A 21,814-nucleotide genomic window follows, 5' to 3' on the forward strand; every position below is an offset into this window, starting at 1 on the left:
AACTGACCTCAGTTTACGTCCGTTCACATGTACCATCAATGCAGCCGCCCTTATCGAATCGTTAAGCAAAACTTAACGATCGGACGTTGACATAAACGAAGCCCGCGTTTGAAAATAAAGGGACAGGCAGATGAATACGGAAGGTTCGCGTACGGAAAGGGGATGCAAAATGGAGTTCAAGCAGCTTCAATATTTTATGGCTGTCTGCGAGGAGCTTCACTTCTCGCGGGCTGCCGAGCGAATGGGCGTGAGCGCGCCGAATATCAGCCAGCAAATCCGGGCGTTGGAGGAGGAGCTCGGCGTGCTGCTGTTCGACCGCATCGGCCGAAAAATCGTGCTCACCGACGCCGGCACGATTTTGCGGGAGCACGGCTCCGCCGCCCTCGGGCAGCTGCGTCAGGCGGGCGACGCCATCGCGGATCTCAAGCACAAGCAAGGCGGGGCGCTCTCCATCGGCGTCCTGCCCGGAGACGCGGACCTGTTGTTCGACGCGCTGCCGCTCGATTTTCACCGTGCCTACCCGCAGGTGTCGGTATCGCTGCTGGAAACGATGAAAGTGACGGAGCAGGTGCTCGACCGCAGCATCGATATCGGCGTGACGATCGGTCCCGTCGCCGACGAACGTCTCACGACGATCCCGTTGTTCCGCGAGGAGTTCGCGCTGGCCGTGAACAGTCAGCATCCGCTCGCGGCCGAGAGCGCCGTGCCCCTGGCCAAGCTGGCGTCGCTCAAGCTCGTCCTGTTCCCGGGCGATCATCAATGCCGCAAGCTGCTCGAGCAATACTGCCTGGAGCAGGGGTTTCGCGTACAGCCCGATTTGGAAACGACGACGCTGGCCTCCCTGTTGCGAATGGTCGAACAGGGCTTCGGCGCCTGCGTGCTTCCCCGCTTGCTGCTGGAAAACCTGGATGGCGCCAACATTCGAACCTTGCGCCTGATCCAGCCTACGCCGAGCCAGGACATCTGCCTTGTCTACCGAAGCGACAGATACGTCGGCTATGCGATGCGGACCTTCATCAAGACGCTGCGCCATTATATCGAGGCCGCGATCCGGCACGCTAATATTTCGTAAATGAAAATTCCCTAAATAAAACAACCGTATTCGCGTGCCCGGCAGGGCCGTGAATACGGTTGTTTGAGTTGAAGCCGCGCTTACCTTGCTGCCTCCTCCTTCAACGCCTTCAGGCGTTTCATGACGTCGTTCGCCCCGCGGCCGAAGTAGTCGTGCAGCGTCCGGTACTCCGCGTACAGCCGCTCGTATATCGCCACGTTTTCGGGGATCGGCTTAAACGTCTCTTCCCGCACGCGCGCCATCGCCTTCGCCGCGTCGACGACGCTGTCGTAGCCGCCCTTCGCCGCGCCCGCCGCCACCGCGCCGAACATCGCCGCGCCGACCGCCGGCGTCTGCTTGGAATCCGCCACCTTGATCTCGCGGTTCGTTACGTCCGCGTAGATCTGCATGAGCAGCGCGTTCTTCTGCGGCAATCCGCCGCACGCGTACACTTCGTGAACCGGCACGCCGTTATTGTGGAACGCGTCGATAATCGTCCGCGTCCCGAACGCCGTCGCTTCGAGCAGCGTACGGTACAGCTCCTCCGGCTTGGTCAGCAGCGTGTAGCCGACCACGACGCCCGTCAGGTTCGTGTCCACGAGCACCGAGCGATTGCCGTTCCACCAGTCCAGCACTACAAGGCCCGTCTCGCCCGGCTTGTACTGCGCCGCGCGTTCCGTCAGCCATTGGTGCACGCCGACGCCGTCTTTTTCCGCCGCTTCCTTCACATACGCCGGTACCGCTTCCTCGACGAACCATTCGAAGATATCGCCGACCGCCGATTGCCCGGCCTCGTAGCCCATGTAGCCTTCGATGATGCCGTCCTCGACGACGCCGCACATGCCCTCGACTTCGACTTCTTCCTTGCCGAGCACCATATGGCAGATCGACGTGCCCATCGCCATGACCAGCTTGCCCTCGTCCACGACGCCGACCGCAGGCACCGCCGCGTGCGCGTCCACGTTGCCGACCGCGATCGCCGTGCCTGCCTTAAGGCCCGTAAGCTCCGCCATCTTCTCCGTCAGCTCGCCCGCCTTCGAGCCAAGCGGCTTAATGTCGCCGCGCAGCTTGGTCGCCGTCAGGTTCTCCAGCCGCGGATCGAGCGCCTTGAAGAAGTCCCGGCTTGGGTAACTTTCCTGCTTGTGCCAGATCGACTTGTAGCCGGCCGTGCAGCTGTTGCGCACGAACTGTCCCGTCAGCTGCGAGATGACCCAGTCGGTCGCCTCCGTGAACAGGTCGGTCGCTTCGTACACCTCGGGCGCTTCGTTCAGAATTTGCCACACCTTGGCGACCATCCACTCCGACGAGATCTTGCCGCCGTAGCGCGGCAGGAACCTCTCGCCCCGCTCCGCCGCGATCGCGTTCAGGCGGTCCGCCTCGTCCTGCGCGGCGTGGTGCTTCCACAGCTTGACCCAGCCGTGCGGATTATCCCGCCATTCGGGCAGGAAGCAAAGCGGCGTGCCGCTCTCGTCCACGGGCAGCATCGTGCAGGCGGTGAAGTCGATGCCAAGGCCGATGACGTCCGCCGCCGCGACGCCGGAAGCCTTCAGTACGGCCGGCACCGAACGGCGCAGCACCTCCAGGTAGTCGTCCGGGTGCTGCAGCGCCCAGTCGTGGCCGAGTTCGATGCCGGAGACCGGCAGTTTCTCGTCGATGACGCCGTGCGGGTAAGGCGTGACGTGATCCGCGATCTCATGGCCGTTCGACAGATCGACCAGCACCGCGCGTCCCGATTGCGTGCCGTAGTCGACGCCGATGGCGTATTTTTGCGTACTCATGCGTGCGCTCCTTTGTCGGCGGCTGTCGTCCCGGCGTTCAGCATCGCGGTGAATTCGGCCAGCGACGCGGACGCCGCGCCGCAGCCCCAGTCGAATATCGTAAACTCCCCCAGGCCGTCAACCGGCGTGCCGTCGTGATGGTTGAAGTTTTCCATATGGAAGCCGTATTCCCGCGTCCCGAAGCCGGGATGCACCCACTCGTACAGGCGCTTCACGACGCCGTTTTCCGGGCAGTACATCATGTAAAAGGAGGCTTCCATCGCCCGAAGCGCCCGTATGCGATAACGCTCGTCGCCGGTCAAATTCGCATAAGAGAGATAAGTGAGCGCGAACAGGCTCTGCCTTGCGTCATTCCACTCGTCGTCCGTATTCATGACGCCGAAGCCGCCTATGGTCGGCACCGGAATATACGGCGGCTGCCAGATTTGCTGGTAAAGCGAGGCCTCTGCCAGCACCTGCTCGCCAAGCGCCAGCCAGCTCTCTTCGCCGGTCGCCTCGTGCAAGTCCTTGAACGCCTCGGCCGTCCAGTACATGCCGAAGTTGCATTGGTTGTACAGGCCGCTGCGCGCGTCCCGTTCGCCGTACAGCTTGCCCGCCCATTGCCCGGAGCAGGACCAGTACGTCTCGAAGTCCTCCCAGCGGCCTTCGGGCAAAATATGCGCCGCGACGAACCCGCCACCCCGCGCGGCCGCTTCGATGCTTCGTGAGTCGCCTGTCAATTTCCCGTACAGACAGAGCAGCATGACATGCGCGCTCGTCTCCGGGCTGACGGCCAGGAAAGGCGATGCCTCACGCGTATCGGGCCGCACCCAGGAGGGAAAGCCGCCGTCCTCCCGCTGCAGCGCCAGCAGCGCGTCGACGTAGGCGCCGACGTACGGCAGGATGCGGGCGTCGGGTCCGATGTCCCGGTACCACTTGAGCAGCCAATAGCAGGTCCAGGATGAATCCAGCAGATGGACGAAGTCTTCGTGTCCGTGCGGCCTGCGCGGTCCGGACATGTACCAGCGTCCCGTCACCCAGCTCCCGTCTTCGCCGGCCTGATAGTAGCCCGGGAACAGCCCCTGCGTCTGCGGCGCGGTAAGCGCGAAGTTCAGCGCGAGTCCCGCCTTGGCGAGCCAGTCGTCTCGATCCAGCCGTTTGCCCCAGCTGGCGTAGCCATAAGCGCTGCGCAGACCGCAGAACCAGGCCTGGTTCCACAGGCTTTTGGGCTCGCGCCAGCTGTCCTCGCGGCCGCCGCCCGGCTGCTGCCGCGCCGTAACGAGGAAGGCGACGCCGCCCACCTCCGAGCCGCCCAGCCGGAACTGCTGCCAGCTCACGGCGCCCCAGCGCTCGAACGCCCAGCCGTAGGCATGGTCGACATAGGGCTGCAGTGCGGCGACCTTTGCCTCGAAAAGCGCGGCATCTCGCGCAGGCAAAGCACCTGTCCGAGCGCGAGCAGCCGTCCATGAGGCGTCGTCCGCGGCTGTGTCAACGGCCGTTGCCTTTTCGGCAGCCAAATCCGGCTCGACGGCCGTTCCCGTACCTGGTTCCGCACCAGGCGCCATTCGCCGCCCCGCCTCCAGCGTCCACAGCAGACGCTCGACGCGCCTTAAGTCCCGCGGCGCCGCGCCTGCCTCTTTGCGCCAGAAGGCGAGGCGCAGCCGCACGCGCAGCGCGCGGTCCAGCGTTCGAACCCTGGGCGTCAGCCGGTAATAGACATGCCCTTCTTCCTCGTAATCGCAGCCGCCGTACATCAGCATCCTATCGTCCGCCGTAAAGTCGCAAATATGCGGCAGCAGCCGCTCGCCGCCGACGCTGTCCAGCTCTGGCAGCAGCGCCGTCATCCGCGTCTCGTCTTCAAAAATAATCGCCGGCGAGCGAAACGCCTTGTCTCCGATCGCCATGCCGTCTTCGGGCGACAGATGCGGCTTCCAGACGCAGGCGAGCGGCGCGGCGACCGGCAGCATCAGCTGCCAGCCCGCGAACCGCAGCGTCCCGCCCGCAGGGGGTGCGAGCTCGATGTCCAGCGTCGCGAGCTCCAGCGATTCCGTGCCGGCATCCGCATCCGGGACGCCCCGCGTGTCGCGGCGGACCGTCAGCGTCGCGGTCGCGCCGCCCGCGAGCCCCGCCTGCAGAGCGCCGGGCGATCCCTTCGCCTCGCGCCATACGATGGGCGGCACCTCGCCGCCCGCGCCCGAATCCCGGTCGCCGCCGGCAGCCTCCCGGGCCGCCGAACCAACCGCCGACTCCGCCCACTTGAACGTCCACTCTCCCGTCAGCCAGTCCGGAAGTTCCGTTAACATCGCCGTCATCCTTTCACCCCGGACATCGTAATGCCCTGAACGTAATAGCGCTGCAGCAGCACGAACACCGCCAGGATCGGCACCGAGCTGATCGTCGTCGCCGCCATGATCTTGCCCCACGAGATGCCGCGCAGCGACTGGTACGAGGAGATCGCCACCTGAATCACCTGCCGCTTCTCTTCGTTGATAACGACGAGCGGCCAGAGGAACGAATCCCACTGGTTCAGGAACGTCATGATGCCGAGCGTGATGAGCGCGGGCACTGCTGCGGGAAGCACGATCACACCGAAGATTCGCGGCCAGCGGGCGCCGTCCATTCGAGCTGCGTCGAGAATGTCGCGCGGGATGTCGGCGAAAAACTGGATGAGCATAAAGATGCCGAACACCCAGACGATCTGCGGAAAAATGAGCGCTTTGTAGCTGTTGATCCAGCCCAGGTCCCGCATGAGCAGATACTGCGGGATCATGATCACCTCGTACGGAATGACGAGCGAGGAGAGGAACAGCGCCAGCAAGCCTTTTTTAAAAGGGAACCTCAGCTTGGCGAAGGAGAAAGCCGCCATCGCGTTGATCAGCAGCCCGGCCCCGGTGACGACAACGGCGACGGACAGCGTGTTGAGCAGGTATCTTCCGAACGGCTTGGCGGGGTCGAGGAAGATGTCGCGGTAATTTTGCAGCGTCCAGTCGACCGGCAGGAACAGGCCGCGGCCGAGCTCGGTATAGCGGAAGATTTCTTCGTGCGTGCGAAACGAGCTCATGACCATCCAGTAAATCGGGAACAGGGAAACGGCCGCCACGAGCAGCAGCGTCGCCCACCGGAGCGTGAAGCCGATCGGTTTTCTCATGTCGCGCCTCCTTCTAGTACTCGACGTCGCTGCGGAACAGGCGCAGCTGCACGGCGGAGATCGCCAGCACGAGCAGGAAAAACAGGAACGCGGCCGCTGCGGCGTAGCCCATGTTCATCTGCTTGAAGGCCGTCTCGTAGATGAAATGCACGACCGTGCTCGTGGAGCCCGCGGGCCCGCCGCTGGTCGTGATGTAGATCGGAATGAAAATTTTGAGCGCGTCCATCGTGGTGATGATGACGACGAAGGCGAGCGTGCGCTTCAGCAGCGGAATCGTTACGTAGTAAAAGCGCTGCAGCGGCCCGGCCCCGTCGACGTGCGCGGCCTCGTACAGGTAGTCCGGGATGTTGTTCAGCCCCGCCAGGAAAATGACCATGACGAAGCCCATCGCGCGCCAGATGCAGAGGATGATGATGCCCAGCATCGAGATGTCGGGGTTGGACAGGAAGTCGAGGACGGGCAGCCCGAGCCCCTTGAGCACGATGTTCAGCATGCCGTAATCCTTGTTGTAGATGAGCCTGAAGATTGTCGAGGCGATCGCGAACGAGACGGCGACGGGCAGGAAGTACACGGTGCGGAAAAAGCCGACGCCCCTGAACTTGCGCTGGATGAGCAGCGCGAGGCCGAGCGAGATCGCGGTCTGCACCGGCAGCACGACGACCGTAAAGTAGAACGAGTGGCGCAGGCTTGCAAGGAAGGCGTCGTCGCCGAGCAGCTTGCCGTAGTTGCCGAAGCCGGCGAAGGCCGACTCTGCCGAGATGAGATTGTAGTGGCGGAAGCTGATCCACAGCGCCTGGAGCATCGGGTAAAAAATGAAGACGGCGAGCAGCGCGAAGGCCGGCAGGATAAACAGCAGCGCGGCCTTGGCCTCCTGGCGTTCGTAGGATGCGGAGGGGCGCTTGGACGGTTTGGCGGATCGCATGGCGTTTGCGGACGCAGAAGCGTCGGCCGATCCGGCCGTGCTTGAGGCTCCAGGAATGCTTGAGGCGACAGCGGCGATTGTGGAGCTTGGCGTTCTTGCGGAGCTTGCGGGCGTTGGCATTCAGTATCCCTCCTTCTTCGGAAGACCGCGGGCGGACATGGCAAGGGCAGGGTCGGTCCTGCCCCCTGCCCCCATACGGATTATTCCTTGCCGAGCGTGGCGATGCCGTCTTCGATTTTCTTGACGGCCTTGGCGAGCGATTCGTCGACGTCGGCATTGCCGAGTCCGACGTCCTCGAACAGCTGGCGGATCGCCTCGCTGATCGCCGGATAGGCCGGCGTGACCGGACGCGGGTGGCCGTACTTCGCGAGCTGCTCCGCGTAAATGTTCATCGGGTACGCCTTCAGCTCGTCGAACGCGTCGAACGTCGACTGGCGAGCCGGCAAGTTTTTGGTCTCCTGATACCACACCTTCGAGCCTTCGACGCCAGTCACCCAGTTAACGAATTCCCATGCCTCGTCCGGATGCTCAGACTTGGACGTGATCGCCATGCCCCAGCTGCCCGTCGTGCCGATCATCTTCTTATCCTTCCAGAGCGGCGCGACGTCGTAGTCTTCGCCGAGCTTGAAGTTCGGGAAGTTCTGCTCCTGGTACTGGAACGCGAACGGTCCGTCCACGTGGATGGCGACTTTGCCGTTCCAGAACGCGTCCTGCGGCAGCTCCTTCGGCGACACCTTGTCCGTATTGAACAGTCCCTTCCAGAACGTCAGCGCCCGCTTCGATTCGGCGGAATCAAGGTAGCCCTTAGCCGTCTTGCCGTCGGGGCTCAGAATTTCCGCGCCGGCCTGCCAGAGGAACGCCATTTCCGAGTAAGGCGCGCCTTCATGACCGACGAAGCCCCACGGCGTCGGGTTCCAGCCGTAGACGCCTTTGGCGGGATCGTTCAGCTTCTTGGCGGCGTCCAGCACCTGATCCCATGTCCACGCCTCGTCCACATTTTTGGACGGAAGAGGGATGCCCTTCGCCTCGAACATCTTCTTGTTGTAGAACATGACGATCGTGCCCTCGTTGTTCGGAGCGGCGTACATTTTGCCGTCGTAAGTGAGACCCTCGATGACCGGCTTCAGCAGGTCGTCCTTGTTCCCGTCCTTGGCGAAATAATCGTCGAGCGGGATGATCGCCTTCTGCGCGGCGTACGAGGCGAGCGTCGGCGCGTCGAGCGCCATGATGTCGGGCGGGTTGCCGCCGGCGAGCGCCGTGCGGATCTTGGTCTCGTACTGGTCGTTCGGGATCATCTGAAAATCGATCTTGATGTTTTTGTGGCTCTCCTCGAACGAGGCGATCAGCTTCTTCAGCGCTTCAGCCTCGGGCGCGTAGTCGTGGCGCCAGAACGACAGTTCGACGACTTCGCCGTCCGCGCCTTGCGAACCGGATGCGCCGGATTCGGCTTTGTTTCCGTTGGTATCGCCGCATGCGGACAATCCGCCAACGGCCAGCAGCATGCCGAGCGCCAGCGGCCATTTCTTTTTCATGCGTACCCCTCGCCCTTCGATAGTTTGGCTTGCAAGTTCATGCTACCATCAGCCGGACGGCGCCTGAATCCGCTGAGCTCGGTTGTTGGCATGCGATTTGTTCGGGTATGGGCACACCTCATCCAACATATATTGCGGCAATTTAGCGGTAATACTATAATTATAGTGAGGTGAAAACAATGTTCAAACCGAGATTCTCAACCACGATGAAGATGGTTCACCATCTGTTGGAAATCCAACGTGCCAGTACGATTATCGATCAACTGCCTTTGCCGGCCGACATTCTAAAGGAATTGCAAAAAGAAGCCAAAGAAACGACTGTCTTGCTGTCCACCAGAATGGAAGGCAATGAGCTTGACGACGATCAAAAACGCAAATCGTTGTACAGGAACAGCGACAACGATCTCGAACAAGAAGTGTTCAATCTCATGAAGGCGATTGACTTCCTGGACGATTCAGAACGCAGAAACCTCCCGATTACGGAAGAATGGATTAAAAAAATTCATGCGATCATTCGAGTCTCGCACGGCCGAAAGCCCCGTTTAAGCGAATATCGTACGGAACAAAATCGGGTGGGCAGCCGCAATCAGTCAGGCTTTTATATGCCTCCGGAACATACGGACGTCCCCGCCTTAATGGAAGACTACGTCGCCTGGTTAAATGCACCGGAGTCGCTCGAAATACCTGCACCCATTCGAGCAGGAGTCGCAATGTGGCAATTTTTAACCATCCATCCTTATATGGACGGTAACGGACGAACGTCGCGAATGATCGCCACCTATATCCTGAGACGCCACCGGTTCGGTTTAAAGGGTCTGTTTATTCTCGAAAATTTCTACGACCGCAATCTGAATGCCTACTACAAGAACCTGCAAATGGGCTTGTCACATAACTATTATTTCGGCAGACACGATGCCGATCTCACCGTTTGGCTCGACTATTTCCTTGAGGGCCTTGCCGAAGTCTATGCGCAAGCCGCACAAATCGCGTTGGAAAAAAACGCGGAGCTTCTTCGTGCCGAGCCCGAGATGATTCGCAAGCTAGACGTGCACCAAAGACAAGTTTTTCGGCAATTTGTTTTTAAGCAAGAAGAGATGAGCATTACCGAAATCATGCTGCTGTTGGGCATGGGCGACCGTACTGCGCGTGCTAAAATCAAACAATGGACTGAATCCGGCTTTTTGAGACCGAAGGACCCGAACGCCCAACGCGTCCGAACTGTCATACTATCCGAGGAATACGTTAATTTAGGCGATGCGATCCGCCAGCATCCGCAGCAATACGGCTACTTGTTAAACGGCGAAGACCTCTAGGGCCTGTCGCCCCGCAGCCGCGCCCTGTAATCCGCCGGACTGAGGCCATAGCGCTTCTTGAACGCGGCGCTCAGATAGCTCGCGGTGGAAAATCCGGTCCACTCGGCGATATCGGCGAGCCGCATGGCCGTGTCACGCAGCAGCAGCTCCGCCCGGCCAAGCCGGACCTCGGCGACGTAATCGCTGAACGTGGAGCCGGTCTGCTTTTTGAACAGCTCCGACAGGTAGGTGACGTTCATGTGGAAGCGTTCGGCCATCATCGCAAGGCTGATCTCATCCTTGTAGGCGTCCTCGATGTGACGCCGGATCTCCTCGATCGTCTCGGTGCCGGCGCTCGGCCTGGAGGCGCGTCCTTCTGCATCATCTGCCCGGACGATGCGGGACGCCGGTCCGGCCGGCGCGCGGCTTAAAGCCGTCACGGCGGAAAGGTAGGCGCGCCGCAGCGCGGTGCTCCCCGCCTTTGGGGAACTGGCGGCGCCGATTCCCGCGACCGCGGCGAGGCGCAGGCTGCCTTCGGCCGCGGCAAGCAGCGCTGCCGCCAGCTCAGCGAGCAGCGCCTCGCTCTCCGCTTCGTCCGCGGCGGCGGACGCGAAGAATTGAAAGCGCGGATACGCCTTGTCGGCGAACGGCGTCACGCGACGCGACCAGCGCACGTCCGCCGCGATCTCGCGGCAGACGAGCCGAAAAGCCAAGGCAAGGCGCGCATCATCTTCCTCGCCAGACGGCAAGCGGCCCGGCGGCACCCGGTACTCGGCGCCCATGAAGCGCAGCGCGGTCGCCTCGCCGTCCGCGCCGCCAAAGCCGGCCAGCTCGAGCCGCTGCGCCTCTTCGCGTTCGCCGATACCTGGCGCCTCGCCGCCGCCATAGATCCGGCCGAGCACGTACTGCTCCTGCAGCATCGGCAGCCGCTGCCGCCACTGCAGGCCGATTGCTTCGCGCGCCCGCGCGTCTTCTCGCTCCGCGTCCAGCTCGCCGCGGATCGTCTCGAGCAGCTCGGTCAGATCCCTGCGGACGACCGGCTTGAGCACATAGTCTCTCGCTCCGCAGCGCAGCGCCGTCTGGACGTATTGGAAGTCGTCGTGCCCGGACAGCACGACGATACGCAGCTCGGGATGCAGGCGCTTGCAAGCCTGCAGCAGCTCGAGCCCGTCCATGACCGGCATGCGGATGTCGGTCAGCAGCAGCTGCGGCCGCTCGCTCGCGACGGCGGCCAGCGCTTCCTTGCCGTTGCGCGCTTCGCCCACGATCTCGAAGCCCAGCCGCTCCCATGCGATCTTCAGCCGCAGTCCCTTGCAAATCTCCGGCTCGTCGTCCGCCAGGATTACGCGATACATCGTTCATTCCTCCTTTGCCGGTATGAGCAGCTTGATCGAAGCGCCGCCGTGCGCCGAGCGCCCGATCTCCGCGTCGAACGCCCTGCCGTAATACAGCCCGCAGCGCGCCAGCACATTGCGCAGCCCGATGCTACTTCCGCCCGCGCTCAGCACGTCCGCCAGGTCGCTGCGCGCGATGCCCCGCGCCAACTCCTCGGCCATCTCGGGCGATATGCCCGGCCCATTGTCCGCGACTTCGATCTCAAGCCGGCGTCCCCGCCGGCCCGCCCGAACCGTCACGACCGCTTCGCCGCCGCTCTCTGCGCCGAACTTGATCGCATTCTCCACGAGCGGCTGCAAAATAAACTTTACGATATGCTGCTCCCCGAGCCCCTCTTCCTCCTCGATGGACACCTGGAGCCGATCGCCGAACCGGACGCTCATGATCGACACGTAATGCCGGATATAACGAAGCTCCTCCTTGAGCGCCACCAAATCGCTGTCCGCGCGCAGGGAGTAACGCAGCATCTGTCCGAGCCATTCGGTCACGTCGATAACCTCGTCGCTGCGCTCTTGCGCCGACAGGCTGCCGATTGCCTCGAGCGTGTTGTACAGAAAATGAGGATTGATCTGCATGAGCAGCGCCTTGTACTCGGCGTCCTGCCGCCGCAGGTTCGCCTTGAACTCCGTCTCGATCAGCTCGCCGAGCCTGCCCATCATGCTGCTGAACACCTGGGTCACGTAGCCGACCTCGTTGGCCGGCACCGGCAGCGCTGCCGGCGGACCGTGCACCGTCGTCGTCTTGAAGCCGCTGCGCTCCGCGCTTCGCATGGCGCCGGCCAGCCGGCTGAGCGGCCGCGCGATGCCCGACGACAGCCAGAAGGCCGCGCCGGTCGTCGCGACGAGCAGCAGCGCGCCGACCCACAGCATCGTATGGCGGACCCAGCTCATTTTCTGGAACAGCTCGTATTTGGGCACCTCGCCGACCAGCAGCCAGTCCGCGTTTTTGATTTTGCGGTAAAGGACGATATGCTTGCCGCCTTTGCCGTCCAGCGTGAGCTTGCCCCCTGACCGCTTGTCTGCAGCGATCTGCGGCAGCGCGCGCTTGAATAAGGACATGTCCGCCGGAATTTGCTGGCGCAGCACGGGCTCGCCGTCGCGGTCGACCAGGTAGACACCGCCCTGCTCGCCGAACGCGATCTTGTCGAGCGGGTCCTGAATCGAGGAGGTGAGGACGTTGACCTTGAGCACGCCGAGCTTGCGGAACGAGCTGAGCTGCACGAGGTTGAACAACAGGCTGTTCACGCTCTCGCCTATTAAATAGGCGGGCTGGTAAGGATCCAGGTGGGCGGTCACCCAACGCGTGCCCTGCCGCATGAAGTCCCGGTACCAGTCGGTCTGCAGGAACGAAGGATCGCGGAAGCTCTGGTCGCGGATGCCGACCGCAGTGCCGTTTTTGTTGAAGATGGTTATGGAGGAAATCGAGGAATGGTTGAGCGCGATGGAGGACAAATATTTGCGGAGCTCGGCGTCGAGCGACAGGCTGCGTTCGGTCGACAGCTGCGCGTCCATGCGGGCGGAGATCCACTGCTGCGTGATCTCGTTGCTCAGCACCTGGTTGGCGACGCCCTCCGCCTGCGTCGTCAGCGTCGTGACGAGCGATGCGTACTGGTCCATCGTCTGCGAGGTCGACCCCTCGATCGAACGGCCGATGACGCTGTTGGAGATTTGGGTGACTACCGCCACAAGGATCATGAACGGAACGACCAGCAGCACGACGAACGTCAGCGTCAGTCTGGATCGCAAGCTGTAGAACAAGGTGCATCGCCTCCGGGTACGTCAACGGCTCCCGCCGACGCCGTTTCGAAGGGAGTATGCTTCTACTCTATCAGGAATGCGTGGCGGGCGGAATCGGATAATTTCGGTATGCGACATGCGATATGCTCGGCTGAAACGGAAAAAAAGGCCCGCATCCAAGTTCTCCCTGAGGGAAAACGGACGCGAGCCGCTCTTATTAAGATGCTTCTTACTTTTACTTCGAAGCCTCTTCCTTCGAAGCCTCTTCCTTCAACGCCTTCAGGCGTTTCATGACGTCGTTCGCCCCGCGGCCGAAGTAGTCGTGAAGCGTCCGGTACTCCGCGTACAGCCGCTCGTATACCGCCACGTTCTCGGCAATCGGCTTGAACGTCTCTTCGCGCACGCGCGCCATCGCCTTCGCCGCGTCGACGACGCTGTCGTAGCCGCCCTTCGCCGCGCCCGCCGCCACCGCGCCGAACATCGCCGCGCCGACCGCCGGCGTCTGCTTCGAATCCGCCACCTTGATCTCGCGGTTCGTTACGTCCGCGTAGATCTGCATGAGCAGCGCGTTCTTCTGCGGCAGTCCGCCGCAGGCGTACACTTCGTTGACCGACACGCCGTTGTGATGGAACGCGTCGATGATCGTCCGCGTCCCGAACGCCGTCGCCTCGAGCAGCGTACGGTACATTTCCTCCGGCTTGGTCAGCAGCGTGTAGCCGACGACGACGCCCGTCAGGTTTGTGTCCACCAGCACCGAGCGGTTGCCGTTCCACCAGTCCAGCGCTACAAGGCCCGTCTCGCCCGGCTTGTAGTGCGCCGCGCGCTCCGTCAGCCACTGGTGTACGCCGACGCCGTCTTTTTCCGCCGCTTCCTTCACATATGCCGGTACCGCTTCCTCGACGAACCATTCGAAGATGTCGCCGACCGCCGATTGCCCGGCCTCGTAGCCCATATAGCCTTCAATAATGCCGTCCTCGACGACGCCGCACATGCCTTCGACTTCGACCTCCTCCTTGCCGAGCACCATATGGCAGATCGACGTGCCCATCGCCATGACCAGCTTGCCCTCGTCCACGACGCCGACCGCAGGCACCGCCGCATGCGCGTCCACGTTGCCGACCGCGATCGCCGTGCCGGCGACAAGGCCCGTCAGCTCGGCCATTTTAGCCGTCAATTCGCCGGCCTTCGAGCCGAGCGGCTTGATGTCGCCGCGCAGCTTGGTCGCCGTCAGGTTCTCGAGCCGCGGATCGAGCGCCTTGAAGAAGTCCGGGCTCGGGTAGCCCTCCTGCTTGTGCCAGATCGACTTGTAGCCGGCCGTGCAGCTGTTGCGTACGAACTGTCCCGTCAGCTGCGAGATGACCCAGTCGGTCGCCTCCGTGAACAGGTCAGTCGCCTCGTACACTTCAGGCGCTTCGTTCAGAATCTGCCACACCTTGGCGACCATCCACTCCGAGGAGATTTTGCCGCCGTAGCGCGGCAGGAACTTCTCGCCCCGCTCCGCCGCGATGGCATTCAAGCGGTCGGCCTCGTCCTGGGCGGCGTGGTGCTTCCACAGCTTGACCCAACCGTGCGGGTTATCCTTCCAATCGGGCAGGAAGCAGAGCGGCGTGCCGCTCTCGTCCACGGGCAGCATCGTGCAGGCCGTGAAGTCGATGCCAAGGCCGATGACGTCCGCCGCCGCGACGCCGGATGCCTGCAGCACGGCCGGCACCGAACGGCGCAGCACCTCCAGGTAGTCGTCCGGATGCTGCAGCGCCCAGTCGTGGCCGAGTTCGATGCCGGAGACCGGCAGCTTCTCGTCGATGACGCCGTGCGGGTATGGCGTGACGTGATCCGCGATCTCGTGGCCGTTCGACAGGTCGACCAGTACCGCGCGTCCCGATTGCGTACCGTAGTCGACGCCGATGGCGTATTTTGCGCTCATGTTATTGCCTCCTCGTATGATGGTTCAGCTTAGGTTTGTAGATCCGTCTTACGAATGATCGCGTCGATTATCGATTTCGATGAATCAATGCTCGTCGCCCGGCTGGCCGTAATACGCGTTCGCGCCGTGCTTGCGCAGATAGTGCTTGTCGAGCAGCTCCTGCTGCATCGACGGAATGCCGGCGTTCAGCTGCCGCGTATGGTACGCCATCTTGGCGACCTCCTCCAGCACGACGGCATTGTGCAGCGCGTTCATGGCGTTCTTGCCCCAGGCAAACGGCGCATGGCTGTACACCAGCACGCCCGGCACCTGCTGCGGGTCGATCCCGCGGAACGCCTCGACGATGACGTTGCCCGTCTCATGCTCGTAGGCGCCTTCGATCTCCGCCGGCGTCATCGCCCGCGTGCAGGGGATCGTTCCGTAAAAGTAGTCCGCCTGCGTCGTGCCGAGCGCCGGTATGCCCTGGCCGGCCTGCGACCAGATCGTCGCCCACGGCGAATGCGTATGCACGATCCCGCCGATGCCGGGAAACGAGCGGTACAGCACGAGATGCGTCGGCGTATCCGAGGACGGGCGCAGATCGCCTTCGACGACGTTGCCTTCCAGATCGAGCACGACCATCTGCTCGGGCCGCAGCTCCTCGTACGGCACGCCGCTCGGCTTGATGACCATCAGGCCGGATTCGCGGTCGAAGCCGCTGACATTGCCCCAGGTGAACGTGACGAGTCCGTATTTGGGCAGCTCGGCGTTCGCCTGGCATACTTCCGCTTTTAATCGCTCCAGCATGTACGCACATCCTTTATTTAAAAAAATGGCAGTCGATAAATGGTTGTTCTACGGGTCGCCACGCATAAATGTCTACACAGGCGCATCCCTGACGTCGCTTACATTATATACTTGTACGTACATGCTGTCGAGCAAGAAAACCCTCAGGGGTTATCCCCCGAGGGTCCATAACGTAATTCCGCCTCATCCGGGCGCCGTGTCTCGCACGTCAACTCACGCGTGAAGCTCGAACAGCACCCTACGCCGATTTTCCATCGCGTCGGATTCGCTCATGCCGGTCAGTTCGGTCAACGGGGCAAACACGGCGCCGTCTTCCTCAGACTTATAAACGGCCGGGCCGATCGGGCGGAGCGCCGCAAGATGCGCCTGTGCGCCGCCCCCGGCCGCACCGAGCACCAGCACGCCGTGCCGGATGACCTGCCCATAGCCGTCATGGCGGTCGTTGCGCGGAGCCTCGGCCCGCAGCGTCACGGGAAATCGAAATTCGATCGTATCGCCGGCAAGCCATACGCGTTCCAACTCGGCGAAGCCGTTCGCGATGGAATAAGCAACGGGCTTGCCGTTAAGCAGTAGCTCCGCTTCCCGTTCCCCGCACCAGGAGGGCACGTATAGCCGAAGACGCACGGCCGCCGCCCCGCAGGCCTCGTTCACGCGAAGACGCACGTTTCCCTCAAACGGATAAGCCGTCTTCTGTTCGAGGGAGAGCCGCCCCCCGTCCGCCCAGTCTGCCGAGAACGCGCTATCGTTGTAAAACGGGAGCGTGACCGTACGATCTTCCGCTGCGTACAGAGACAGCACCGCCTGCGCCAGGCCGTCGCCGCCCCGCATCGAACAGCACCAATACGCTTCGAACAAATCCCGGCGCGGCGACAGATACGCGTCCTTCGCCCCTGCGCAGCAATCGCAGCCGAACCCGCCGTTCGGACGCTGACCGTAGCTTAGCCCGTTGTAAAGGATCGACTGCGCATCCTCCAAATATCGGAGCTTTCCGGTATGCTTCCACAGCGCTTTGGCCAATAAGAACGAGTCGACGACCGCGCACGGCTCGGTCCATTCCGGACGTCCGAACCAGTTGTAGTTGGCGTAATTTTCCGTCATCCCCTCCCGGACGTACAGCCCGTAGATGCGGAGCGCCAGGCGCAGCAATGCAGGCTCTTCCGTCGATTCGTAGTGCCGGAGTATGCCTCTGGCAGCAGATAACGTCGCATGGGTCTGAAACGACTGTCCGGTCCAATCGATCGTTTGGAACACATCGACCATTTCATCGATCAACTCGCGGAGCTCCGGCCAACGGAGCACCCGGTACGCATGGGTAGCGCCATCAAGCAAAATGAAGGCGCAGCCGACATCCGTAGACGGATACCAGTTGCCGATCCGCTCGCCGGTCGGCTCTCCGATCGCTTCTCCTTCGAGGATGCGCCCGTTGCGTTCGACGGGATAGGTTCGGTAATACCCCGCTGCGGGCAGCAGCAATTCCCGCACGATATTTTGGATGTGATGCAGCGCCCGCCCGTCGCCATTCGTCTCGTAAATCTCGCACATCGCGCGCAAAAACCAGCTATGTCCGGACAGCTGCTGTTCATCCAGCTCGCCCGCGGGGTACATGTTTCCGAAATAGCCCTTGTCGTTCAAATGGCCGCCGACAGCGTCCAGCATCTCCTCCAAATAAAGCGGCTGCCGGCCCGTCGCCCGCTCCAGCATCGCCAAAGCCAGCATGATTCGGCCTTCCCAGTCTCCCGGCCAGCTGTACGCCTTCTTAAAGATCGTAGCCGGCCGGTACTCCTCTTGCTCCAGCCTGTCATAGCTCAATGCGGATCGCGAGCCCAAATAGCCGGCGGCTTTGATCGATACATTGATCGTCGCTTCCTTGCTCGTCATTTTCTAACGTCCTTCCTTGTCGGCCAGCCTTAATAAGCGATCGTCGGGTTCCAGATCGTCGTATCGTAGCTGTTGGTGCCGTTCTTGTTCACGATAAAGTAGAGGACGTCCCCTGCGGCAACGGATACCGTGAAGCTGTGCGCCATGCCTGTCGTGGTCGTCACCGTCTGAGGCCCCCATACTGTTGTGCCGTTTTTCTTGACGGCAGCGACGATGCCGTCGCCGCCGGTCGACTCAAGCCGCACCGTACCGCTCACCGTGACGGTGCCCGCATACGGGGCGGTCCAGGCGCGCACCGCGTCGTACGTATCCGGGTGCTGCCGATCGGCCAGAATCAGCACGTATGGCTGCGTCCCTTGCCATCTGCCCGCCGCCGAATTCCAGGTCATGTCGCTGTAGGCGCTGCCGTTCCACTGCTTGTAGGACCAGCCGTACCAGCCCTGTCCCTTGGAAAACAGCGCGGATGCTTGATAGCTCGACGTATGGAGCAATCCGATATAATTTTTCGTCATATTCCAGTACATCGCATTGTCAATTAGTCCGCTCTTGTCGTACCACTTCTCGGAAGGAGACAGCAGGTTACCGGTATCCGCATCCGCAACCGCCGTCTCTTCGCCGTACTCGTTAAAGGAATTCAAGATGACGACCTGCGGCTTCGGCGATTTGCGAAGCACTTTCTCCCAGCCGGACAGCGCATAGTAGTCCCCGTTCGCGCGGGAGACCGGCGTCGCTCCCTTGTTGTTGTTCCAGCCCGGCATGACCACCATGACCTCGTCGTCGTCGAGCGTGCCGCTCCGAACCTCCCAGCCGTACGTACCCGCCGTGCTCGGACTGTGCGCCCAGCGTACGGTGAAGCGATTCGTATTCGTTTTCGAGCCGGTCCAGCTCTCCCAGGCGGAACGGTCGGCAGGCGTACAGTAAATGACGAGCAGCGGCTTGCCGTTCAAATAAAAGGCGTTGGCGGGCCCGCCCGACGGCGTATCGTTGAATTGCGACCAAATCTCGCCCGCTTCCCATTCGATATGGGCCGGATCGTGCGACCATTGAACGCCGCCGATCGCGTTGGCGTACTTGATCGTCCGGTGACTCCCCGCGGCATTCCAGGCCGCGATGCGGCCGGCCACCTTGACCGATCGCTTGAAAATATAGCCGTCGTCCACGTAAATATTGTTGGTCTGGTCGAGCAGCAGGAAATCGACCTTGGCGTCGGCGAGCGTCGCCAGATGCTCGTCGATGACCGCCGTCGTGCCGCTGTCGTATTGCTGGTAAGCGCCGAGCGTAAGCGGTTTGTAACGGATGTTCCAGGCGGACCACGTGTCCTGCTCGTTCGCCTTGGTTGCGTGATAGGGCTGGACTTTCCAGGTTCCGGTCGATGCTTCGAAAGCGACAGAAGCCTTGAAGCCGTCCGGATCGCCGTTGACGTTGCCCTGCATGACCGCGGTTGCGCCGCTCCCGAAGCCGGTGTTCATCACAAAGTCGTAGCCGTCGAGCGCGCCCGCGTACTTGCTGTACAAACGCGCGTACCAATCGCCGGGCAGTGCATCGCCATTCACGTCTGCGTTGAATACGACGAACGGGTCCGCGTAGCCGTCCGCATTACCGTCGCCGACGAGCTGATGTTGGGAGCCGACGCCATGTCCGGCCGTCCATAGCGAGGAGGCGCCGAAGGAAGCGCCTCCGGACAGCGCCCGGTACCAGTTGCCGGTGGTGCCGTCAAAAGCGATCGCGTCCGCTTTGCCGTCTCCGTTCGCGTCGCCGAGGAACTGCCGGCTTGTGCTAGCGCCGAAGCTTGAAGCCCATACGGCCGGCGTCCCGAATGCGCTGCCGGTCGAGAGCGCTGCCGACCATGCGCCCGTGCCGCTCTGATAAGCGACGGCATCGGCCTTGCCGTCGCCGTTCACGTCGCCCGCGAGCTGCGTCGTCGAGCCGGCGCCGAGTCCCGACACCCACAGCGAATAGCCGCCGAAGCCCGTGCCGTTCGACAGTGCCGCGTACCAGTTCCCGCTCGAGCCGAAGAACGCGAGCGCATCCTGCTTGCCGTCCCCGTTCACGTCGGCGAGCAGCTGGCTGCTCGAGCCGGCGCCGTGCCCCGTCGTCCATACGGACGGCGTATTGAAGCCGTTGCCGTTCGAGACCGCGACCTGCCAGCTGCCGTCGCTGTTGAATATGACGGCGTCGGCTTTGCCGTCGCCGGTGACGTCGCCGACGAACCGGTTCGCGCTCGCGCCGCCGAAGCCCGTGATCCACGTCGCGTTCGGCGTCGTCTTCTTGGCGTACCAGGTGCTGTACCAGGCACCTACGGAAGGCGCGGAAGCGCTTGCATATCCAACCGGCGCAACGATTCCCGACGCCAGTAATATCGACGAGGCGCCCAGCGCCGCGATGAACCTTCTTTTCATCCGAAACACCGCCTTTAAGAAGTAGCGGGACGCTCTGCCAGCCGGCGAAAACGCCCCGCCCCGATAACAGATCCGGCAAAAACCGTGCGAATCCCCTTCAAGCCGGCACCGATCGTTCGCGCGTTTTTAAGATTTGCCCAGCGCCCGGTCGAACAGCGGCTTCATCTCCGCGATCGCCGCGTCGTAGCCGCCCTTCTCCTCGAACGTCTTCTTGAGTTCCTCCCACTTCTTGTCGAACTCCGCTTCGCTCTTCGTAGACAGCAATTTCGCCGTATCCGACGTTCGGAACGTGTTCCAGTAATAATTGGACAGCGCGTTCGACTTTTCGCCGCTCGGCGACAGCACGGTGCCGTCCTTGCTCAGCTTGATGGTGGAGACGAACGCCCACATGTCGTTCCAGGCGTCGAATTTGGCCGGATAGCTGTGCTCGAATGTTTTGTTGTTGTAGAACGGCGCCGGCGCCGTCAGGAACGCCTTGCTCGTGTAGGTCGATACGGTGTTGTTTTTGTCGTAGATGCCGTAGTACTCCGCGTTTTTGCCGTCCGCCGTTTTTTTGCCGTCGCGAATCGCTTCGTACAGCGCCTGATCCTTGAACACTTTGACGCCGTCCTTTAATTCGTACAATCCGGCGCTCTCCGGCCCCCAGACGGACAGATCCATCGCCTCCTCGGTTTGGAACCAGTCGAAGTACTTCAAGAGACGCGGGATGTCCTTCACGTTTTTGTTGATCATGATGTTGTAAAAACCGGCCGGGTAAGAGGGGTCTACATAGGAAGCGTGCCCCGTATCGATCTCGTACTGCGATTTGGGCCACGGGATCGGGCGAAGCTCCGCTTCGGGATCGAGCTGCTTCAGACTCGTGCGGGCGCCGTTCGTATCCGGCACGCTGAACATGGCGGCCACGCGCCCGGAGGCGATCTTCTGCTGAAGCTGCTCCGGCTTCTGCAGCAGATAATCCTTGTCGAGCACGCCGTCCTTGAACCATTGGCGGAGCTTGGCGTAATAGGTCTTCATGTTCGGATTGTCGATGAACCCGGCGACCTCTCCCGTATCCGGATTGGCGTAATAGCCGCCCGTAGGCGCATAAAGGGAGCTAATGTGATAAGCGCCCCAATCGGGAATCGACAGCGGGATGACCGGCTTGCCGTCTACCTTGAAATCCAGCTTCTGAATGTCGTAGAGCAGCTTCTCAAAGTCCTCCGGCGTCTTGATCGGCGGATCGAGCTGCAGATCGGCGTCGGTCAACTGCCGCGGATTTTGATCGAGCTCGGCTTGAATCTCCTTGACCGTCTTGAACTTGTAGCCGAGCTTCTTCAGAATGTCTTCGCGAAGCATGAACGCCCAGTTCACCGGATCGCGGTGGAAAATATCGGCTTGCATGGCTGCGGCGACTTCGGGGTTGCCCGCATCCGGCATGGCACTGGTCGGCAGGGCGACCAGCTTGCCGGCGACCTTGAGCGAATTCCAGCCCGTATCCGACACATACTTGTCGGTATTGACCATGAGATTCTGATACTCGCTCAGATCGGCGAACGCGCCGGTCGAATACAGCAGCGACAGGTTGGGATTGTCCACGAGCACGACGTCGGGCAGATTGTTGGCGGCGACCAGCATGTTCACCCGCTCGACCGGGCTTTGACCTGCCGAAAACACGATGTCCGACACTTTGACGTTGAATTTTTGCTCGACGACTGGCGTGACGACATCGTTCGGATTGTTGTACCCGAACAGCGCCGTCGGGTGCACCGTGTCAAGGAACGTGTAAGAAAAAGGCGCTTCTGCCGAAGACTGCGCGGAAGCGGCTCCCGAGGCCGCCGGACTGCCCGAGGCGGGGTTTGCGTTGTTGTTGCCGCCGTCGGAGCAGCCGGCCAATGCGGTTAAAGCCAGCGCAGCTGCGAGCGCAAGCGGTAGTGCTTTTTTCTCTGCCATATGTGTGACCCTCCAGTGATTGATCTGAACGCTATTAACGCACGACATGTCGTACGCTAATAACG

Annotated in this window: 14 protein-coding genes; 2 read left to right on the forward strand and 12 right to left on the reverse strand. The window is 61.9% G+C overall.

What is annotated here, in order from left to right; translation table 11 throughout:
* Positions 1 to 169 precede the first annotated feature (169 nt).
* Positions 170 to 1,072, forward strand: coding sequence for a LysR family transcriptional regulator (locus ACFSR7_RS04545; RefSeq protein ID WP_378159350.1), 903 nt, complete (start codon positions 170 to 172; stop codon positions 1,070 to 1,072).
* Between the two features lie 80 nt (positions 1,073 to 1,152).
* On the opposite strand, the gene ACFSR7_RS04550 is transcribed toward ACFSR7_RS04545, so the two are convergent.
* From ACFSR7_RS04550 to ACFSR7_RS04570, 5 genes are all read right to left on the reverse strand, one after another.
* Positions 1,153 to 2,829 (reverse strand): ribulokinase, encoded by a 1,677-nt coding sequence (locus ACFSR7_RS04550; protein WP_378159351.1) that lies wholly within the window; start codon positions 2,827 to 2,829, stop codon positions 1,153 to 1,155.
* Positions 2,826 to 5,111 (reverse strand): hypothetical protein, encoded by a 2,286-nt coding sequence (locus ACFSR7_RS04555; protein WP_378159352.1) that lies wholly within the window; start codon positions 5,109 to 5,111, stop codon positions 2,826 to 2,828. The genes ACFSR7_RS04550 and ACFSR7_RS04555 overlap by 4 nt, the downstream gene beginning before the upstream one ends.
* 5 nt (positions 5,112 to 5,116) lie before the next feature.
* On the reverse strand, positions 5,117 to 5,956 hold the full coding sequence (locus tag ACFSR7_RS04560) for a carbohydrate ABC transporter permease (RefSeq protein WP_378159353.1): 840 nt from the start codon (positions 5,954 to 5,956) through the stop codon (positions 5,117 to 5,119).
* Between the two features lie 13 nt (positions 5,957 to 5,969).
* Complete coding sequence (locus ACFSR7_RS04565; RefSeq protein ID WP_378159354.1) at positions 5,970 to 6,998, reverse strand: carbohydrate ABC transporter permease; 1,029 nt, start codon at positions 6,996 to 6,998, stop codon at positions 5,970 to 5,972.
* Between the two features lie 80 nt (positions 6,999 to 7,078).
* Entirely contained in the window at positions 7,079 to 8,410 is a 1,332-nt protein-coding gene (locus tag ACFSR7_RS04570) for an ABC transporter substrate-binding protein (RefSeq protein ID WP_378159355.1), read from the reverse strand.
* A 179-nt stretch (positions 8,411 to 8,589) separates the two neighbouring features.
* Between ACFSR7_RS04570 and ACFSR7_RS04575 the strand changes: the two genes are divergently transcribed.
* A complete protein-coding gene (locus ACFSR7_RS04575) occupies positions 8,590 to 9,723 on the forward strand; it encodes a Fic family protein (RefSeq protein WP_378159356.1) in 1,134 nt (377 codons plus the stop codon).
* Here ACFSR7_RS04575 and ACFSR7_RS04580 read toward each other — a convergent pair.
* From ACFSR7_RS04580 to ACFSR7_RS04610, 7 genes are all read right to left on the reverse strand, one after another.
* A complete protein-coding gene (locus tag ACFSR7_RS04580) occupies positions 9,720 to 11,057 on the reverse strand; it encodes a response regulator transcription factor (RefSeq protein WP_378159357.1) in 1,338 nt (445 codons plus the stop codon). The two genes, ACFSR7_RS04575 and ACFSR7_RS04580, sit on opposite strands and share 4 nt — an antisense overlap.
* Before the next feature lie 3 nt (positions 11,058 to 11,060).
* Positions 11,061 to 12,854: a sensor histidine kinase gene (locus ACFSR7_RS04585; protein ID WP_378159358.1), complete on the reverse strand. Its 1,794-nt coding sequence runs from the start codon at positions 12,852 to 12,854 to the stop codon at positions 11,061 to 11,063.
* Positions 12,855 to 13,068: 214 nt separating this feature from the next.
* Positions 13,069 to 14,757, reverse strand: coding sequence for a ribulokinase (locus tag ACFSR7_RS04590; RefSeq protein ID WP_378159359.1), 1,689 nt, complete (start codon positions 14,755 to 14,757; stop codon positions 13,069 to 13,071).
* Positions 14,758 to 14,841: 84 nt separating this feature from the next.
* A complete protein-coding gene (gene araD, locus ACFSR7_RS04595; protein WP_217591776.1) occupies positions 14,842 to 15,543 on the reverse strand; it encodes an L-ribulose-5-phosphate 4-epimerase in 702 nt (233 codons plus the stop codon).
* Positions 15,544 to 15,756: 213 nt separating this feature from the next.
* Positions 15,757 to 17,421, reverse strand: a complete 1,665-nt coding sequence (locus ACFSR7_RS04600) for a glycoside hydrolase family protein (protein ID WP_378159360.1) — start codon at positions 17,419 to 17,421, stop codon at positions 15,757 to 15,759.
* Between the two features lie 29 nt (positions 17,422 to 17,450).
* Positions 17,451 to 19,820, reverse strand: a complete 2,370-nt coding sequence (locus tag ACFSR7_RS04605; protein WP_378159361.1) for an FG-GAP-like repeat-containing protein — start codon at positions 19,818 to 19,820, stop codon at positions 17,451 to 17,453.
* 126 nt (positions 19,821 to 19,946) lie between these two features.
* Positions 19,947 to 21,749, reverse strand: a complete 1,803-nt coding sequence (locus tag ACFSR7_RS04610; RefSeq protein ID WP_378159362.1) for a type 2 periplasmic-binding domain-containing protein — start codon at positions 21,747 to 21,749, stop codon at positions 19,947 to 19,949.
* Positions 21,750 to 21,814: the final 65 nt, after the last annotated feature.

The sequence above is a fragment of the Cohnella sp. GCM10020058 genome (assembly GCF_042683485.1).
In the GTDB taxonomy this organism is placed as follows: Bacteria; Bacillota; Bacilli; order Paenibacillales; family Paenibacillaceae; genus Cohnella.

Excerpts from the sequence above, each read along its gene's own strand:
- ACFSR7_RS04545 (WP_378159350.1), top strand. The coding sequence starts at position 170 with ATGGAGTTCAAGCAGCTTCAATATTTTATGGCTGTCTGCGAGGAGCTT.
- ACFSR7_RS04550 (WP_378159351.1), bottom strand. The coding sequence starts at position 2,829 with ATGAGTACGCAAAAATACGCCATCGGCGTCGACTACGGCACGCAATCG.
- ACFSR7_RS04555 (WP_378159352.1), bottom strand. The coding sequence starts at position 5,111 with ATGTTAACGGAACTTCCGGACTGGCTGACGGGAGAGTGGACGTTCAAG.
- ACFSR7_RS04560 (WP_378159353.1), bottom strand. The coding sequence starts at position 5,956 with ATGAGAAAACCGATCGGCTTCACGCTCCGGTGGGCGACGCTGCTGCTC.
- ACFSR7_RS04565 (WP_378159354.1), bottom strand. The coding sequence starts at position 6,998 with ATGCCAACGCCCGCAAGCTCCGCAAGAACGCCAAGCTCCACAATCGCC.
- ACFSR7_RS04570 (WP_378159355.1), bottom strand. The coding sequence starts at position 8,410 with ATGAAAAAGAAATGGCCGCTGGCGCTCGGCATGCTGCTGGCCGTTGGC.
- ACFSR7_RS04575 (WP_378159356.1), top strand. The coding sequence starts at position 8,590 with ATGTTCAAACCGAGATTCTCAACCACGATGAAGATGGTTCACCATCTG.
- ACFSR7_RS04580 (WP_378159357.1), bottom strand. The coding sequence starts at position 11,057 with ATGTATCGCGTAATCCTGGCGGACGACGAGCCGGAGATTTGCAAGGGA.
- ACFSR7_RS04590 (WP_378159359.1), bottom strand. The coding sequence starts at position 14,757 with ATGAGCGCAAAATACGCCATCGGCGTCGACTACGGTACGCAATCGGGA.
- araD (WP_217591776.1), bottom strand. The coding sequence starts at position 15,543 with ATGCTGGAGCGATTAAAAGCGGAAGTATGCCAGGCGAACGCCGAGCTG.
- ACFSR7_RS04600 (WP_378159360.1), bottom strand. The coding sequence starts at position 17,421 with ATGACGAGCAAGGAAGCGACGATCAATGTATCGATCAAAGCCGCCGGC.
- ACFSR7_RS04605 (WP_378159361.1), bottom strand. The coding sequence starts at position 19,820 with ATGAAAAGAAGGTTCATCGCGGCGCTGGGCGCCTCGTCGATATTACTG.
- ACFSR7_RS04610 (WP_378159362.1), bottom strand. The coding sequence starts at position 21,749 with ATGGCAGAGAAAAAAGCACTACCGCTTGCGCTCGCAGCTGCGCTGGCT.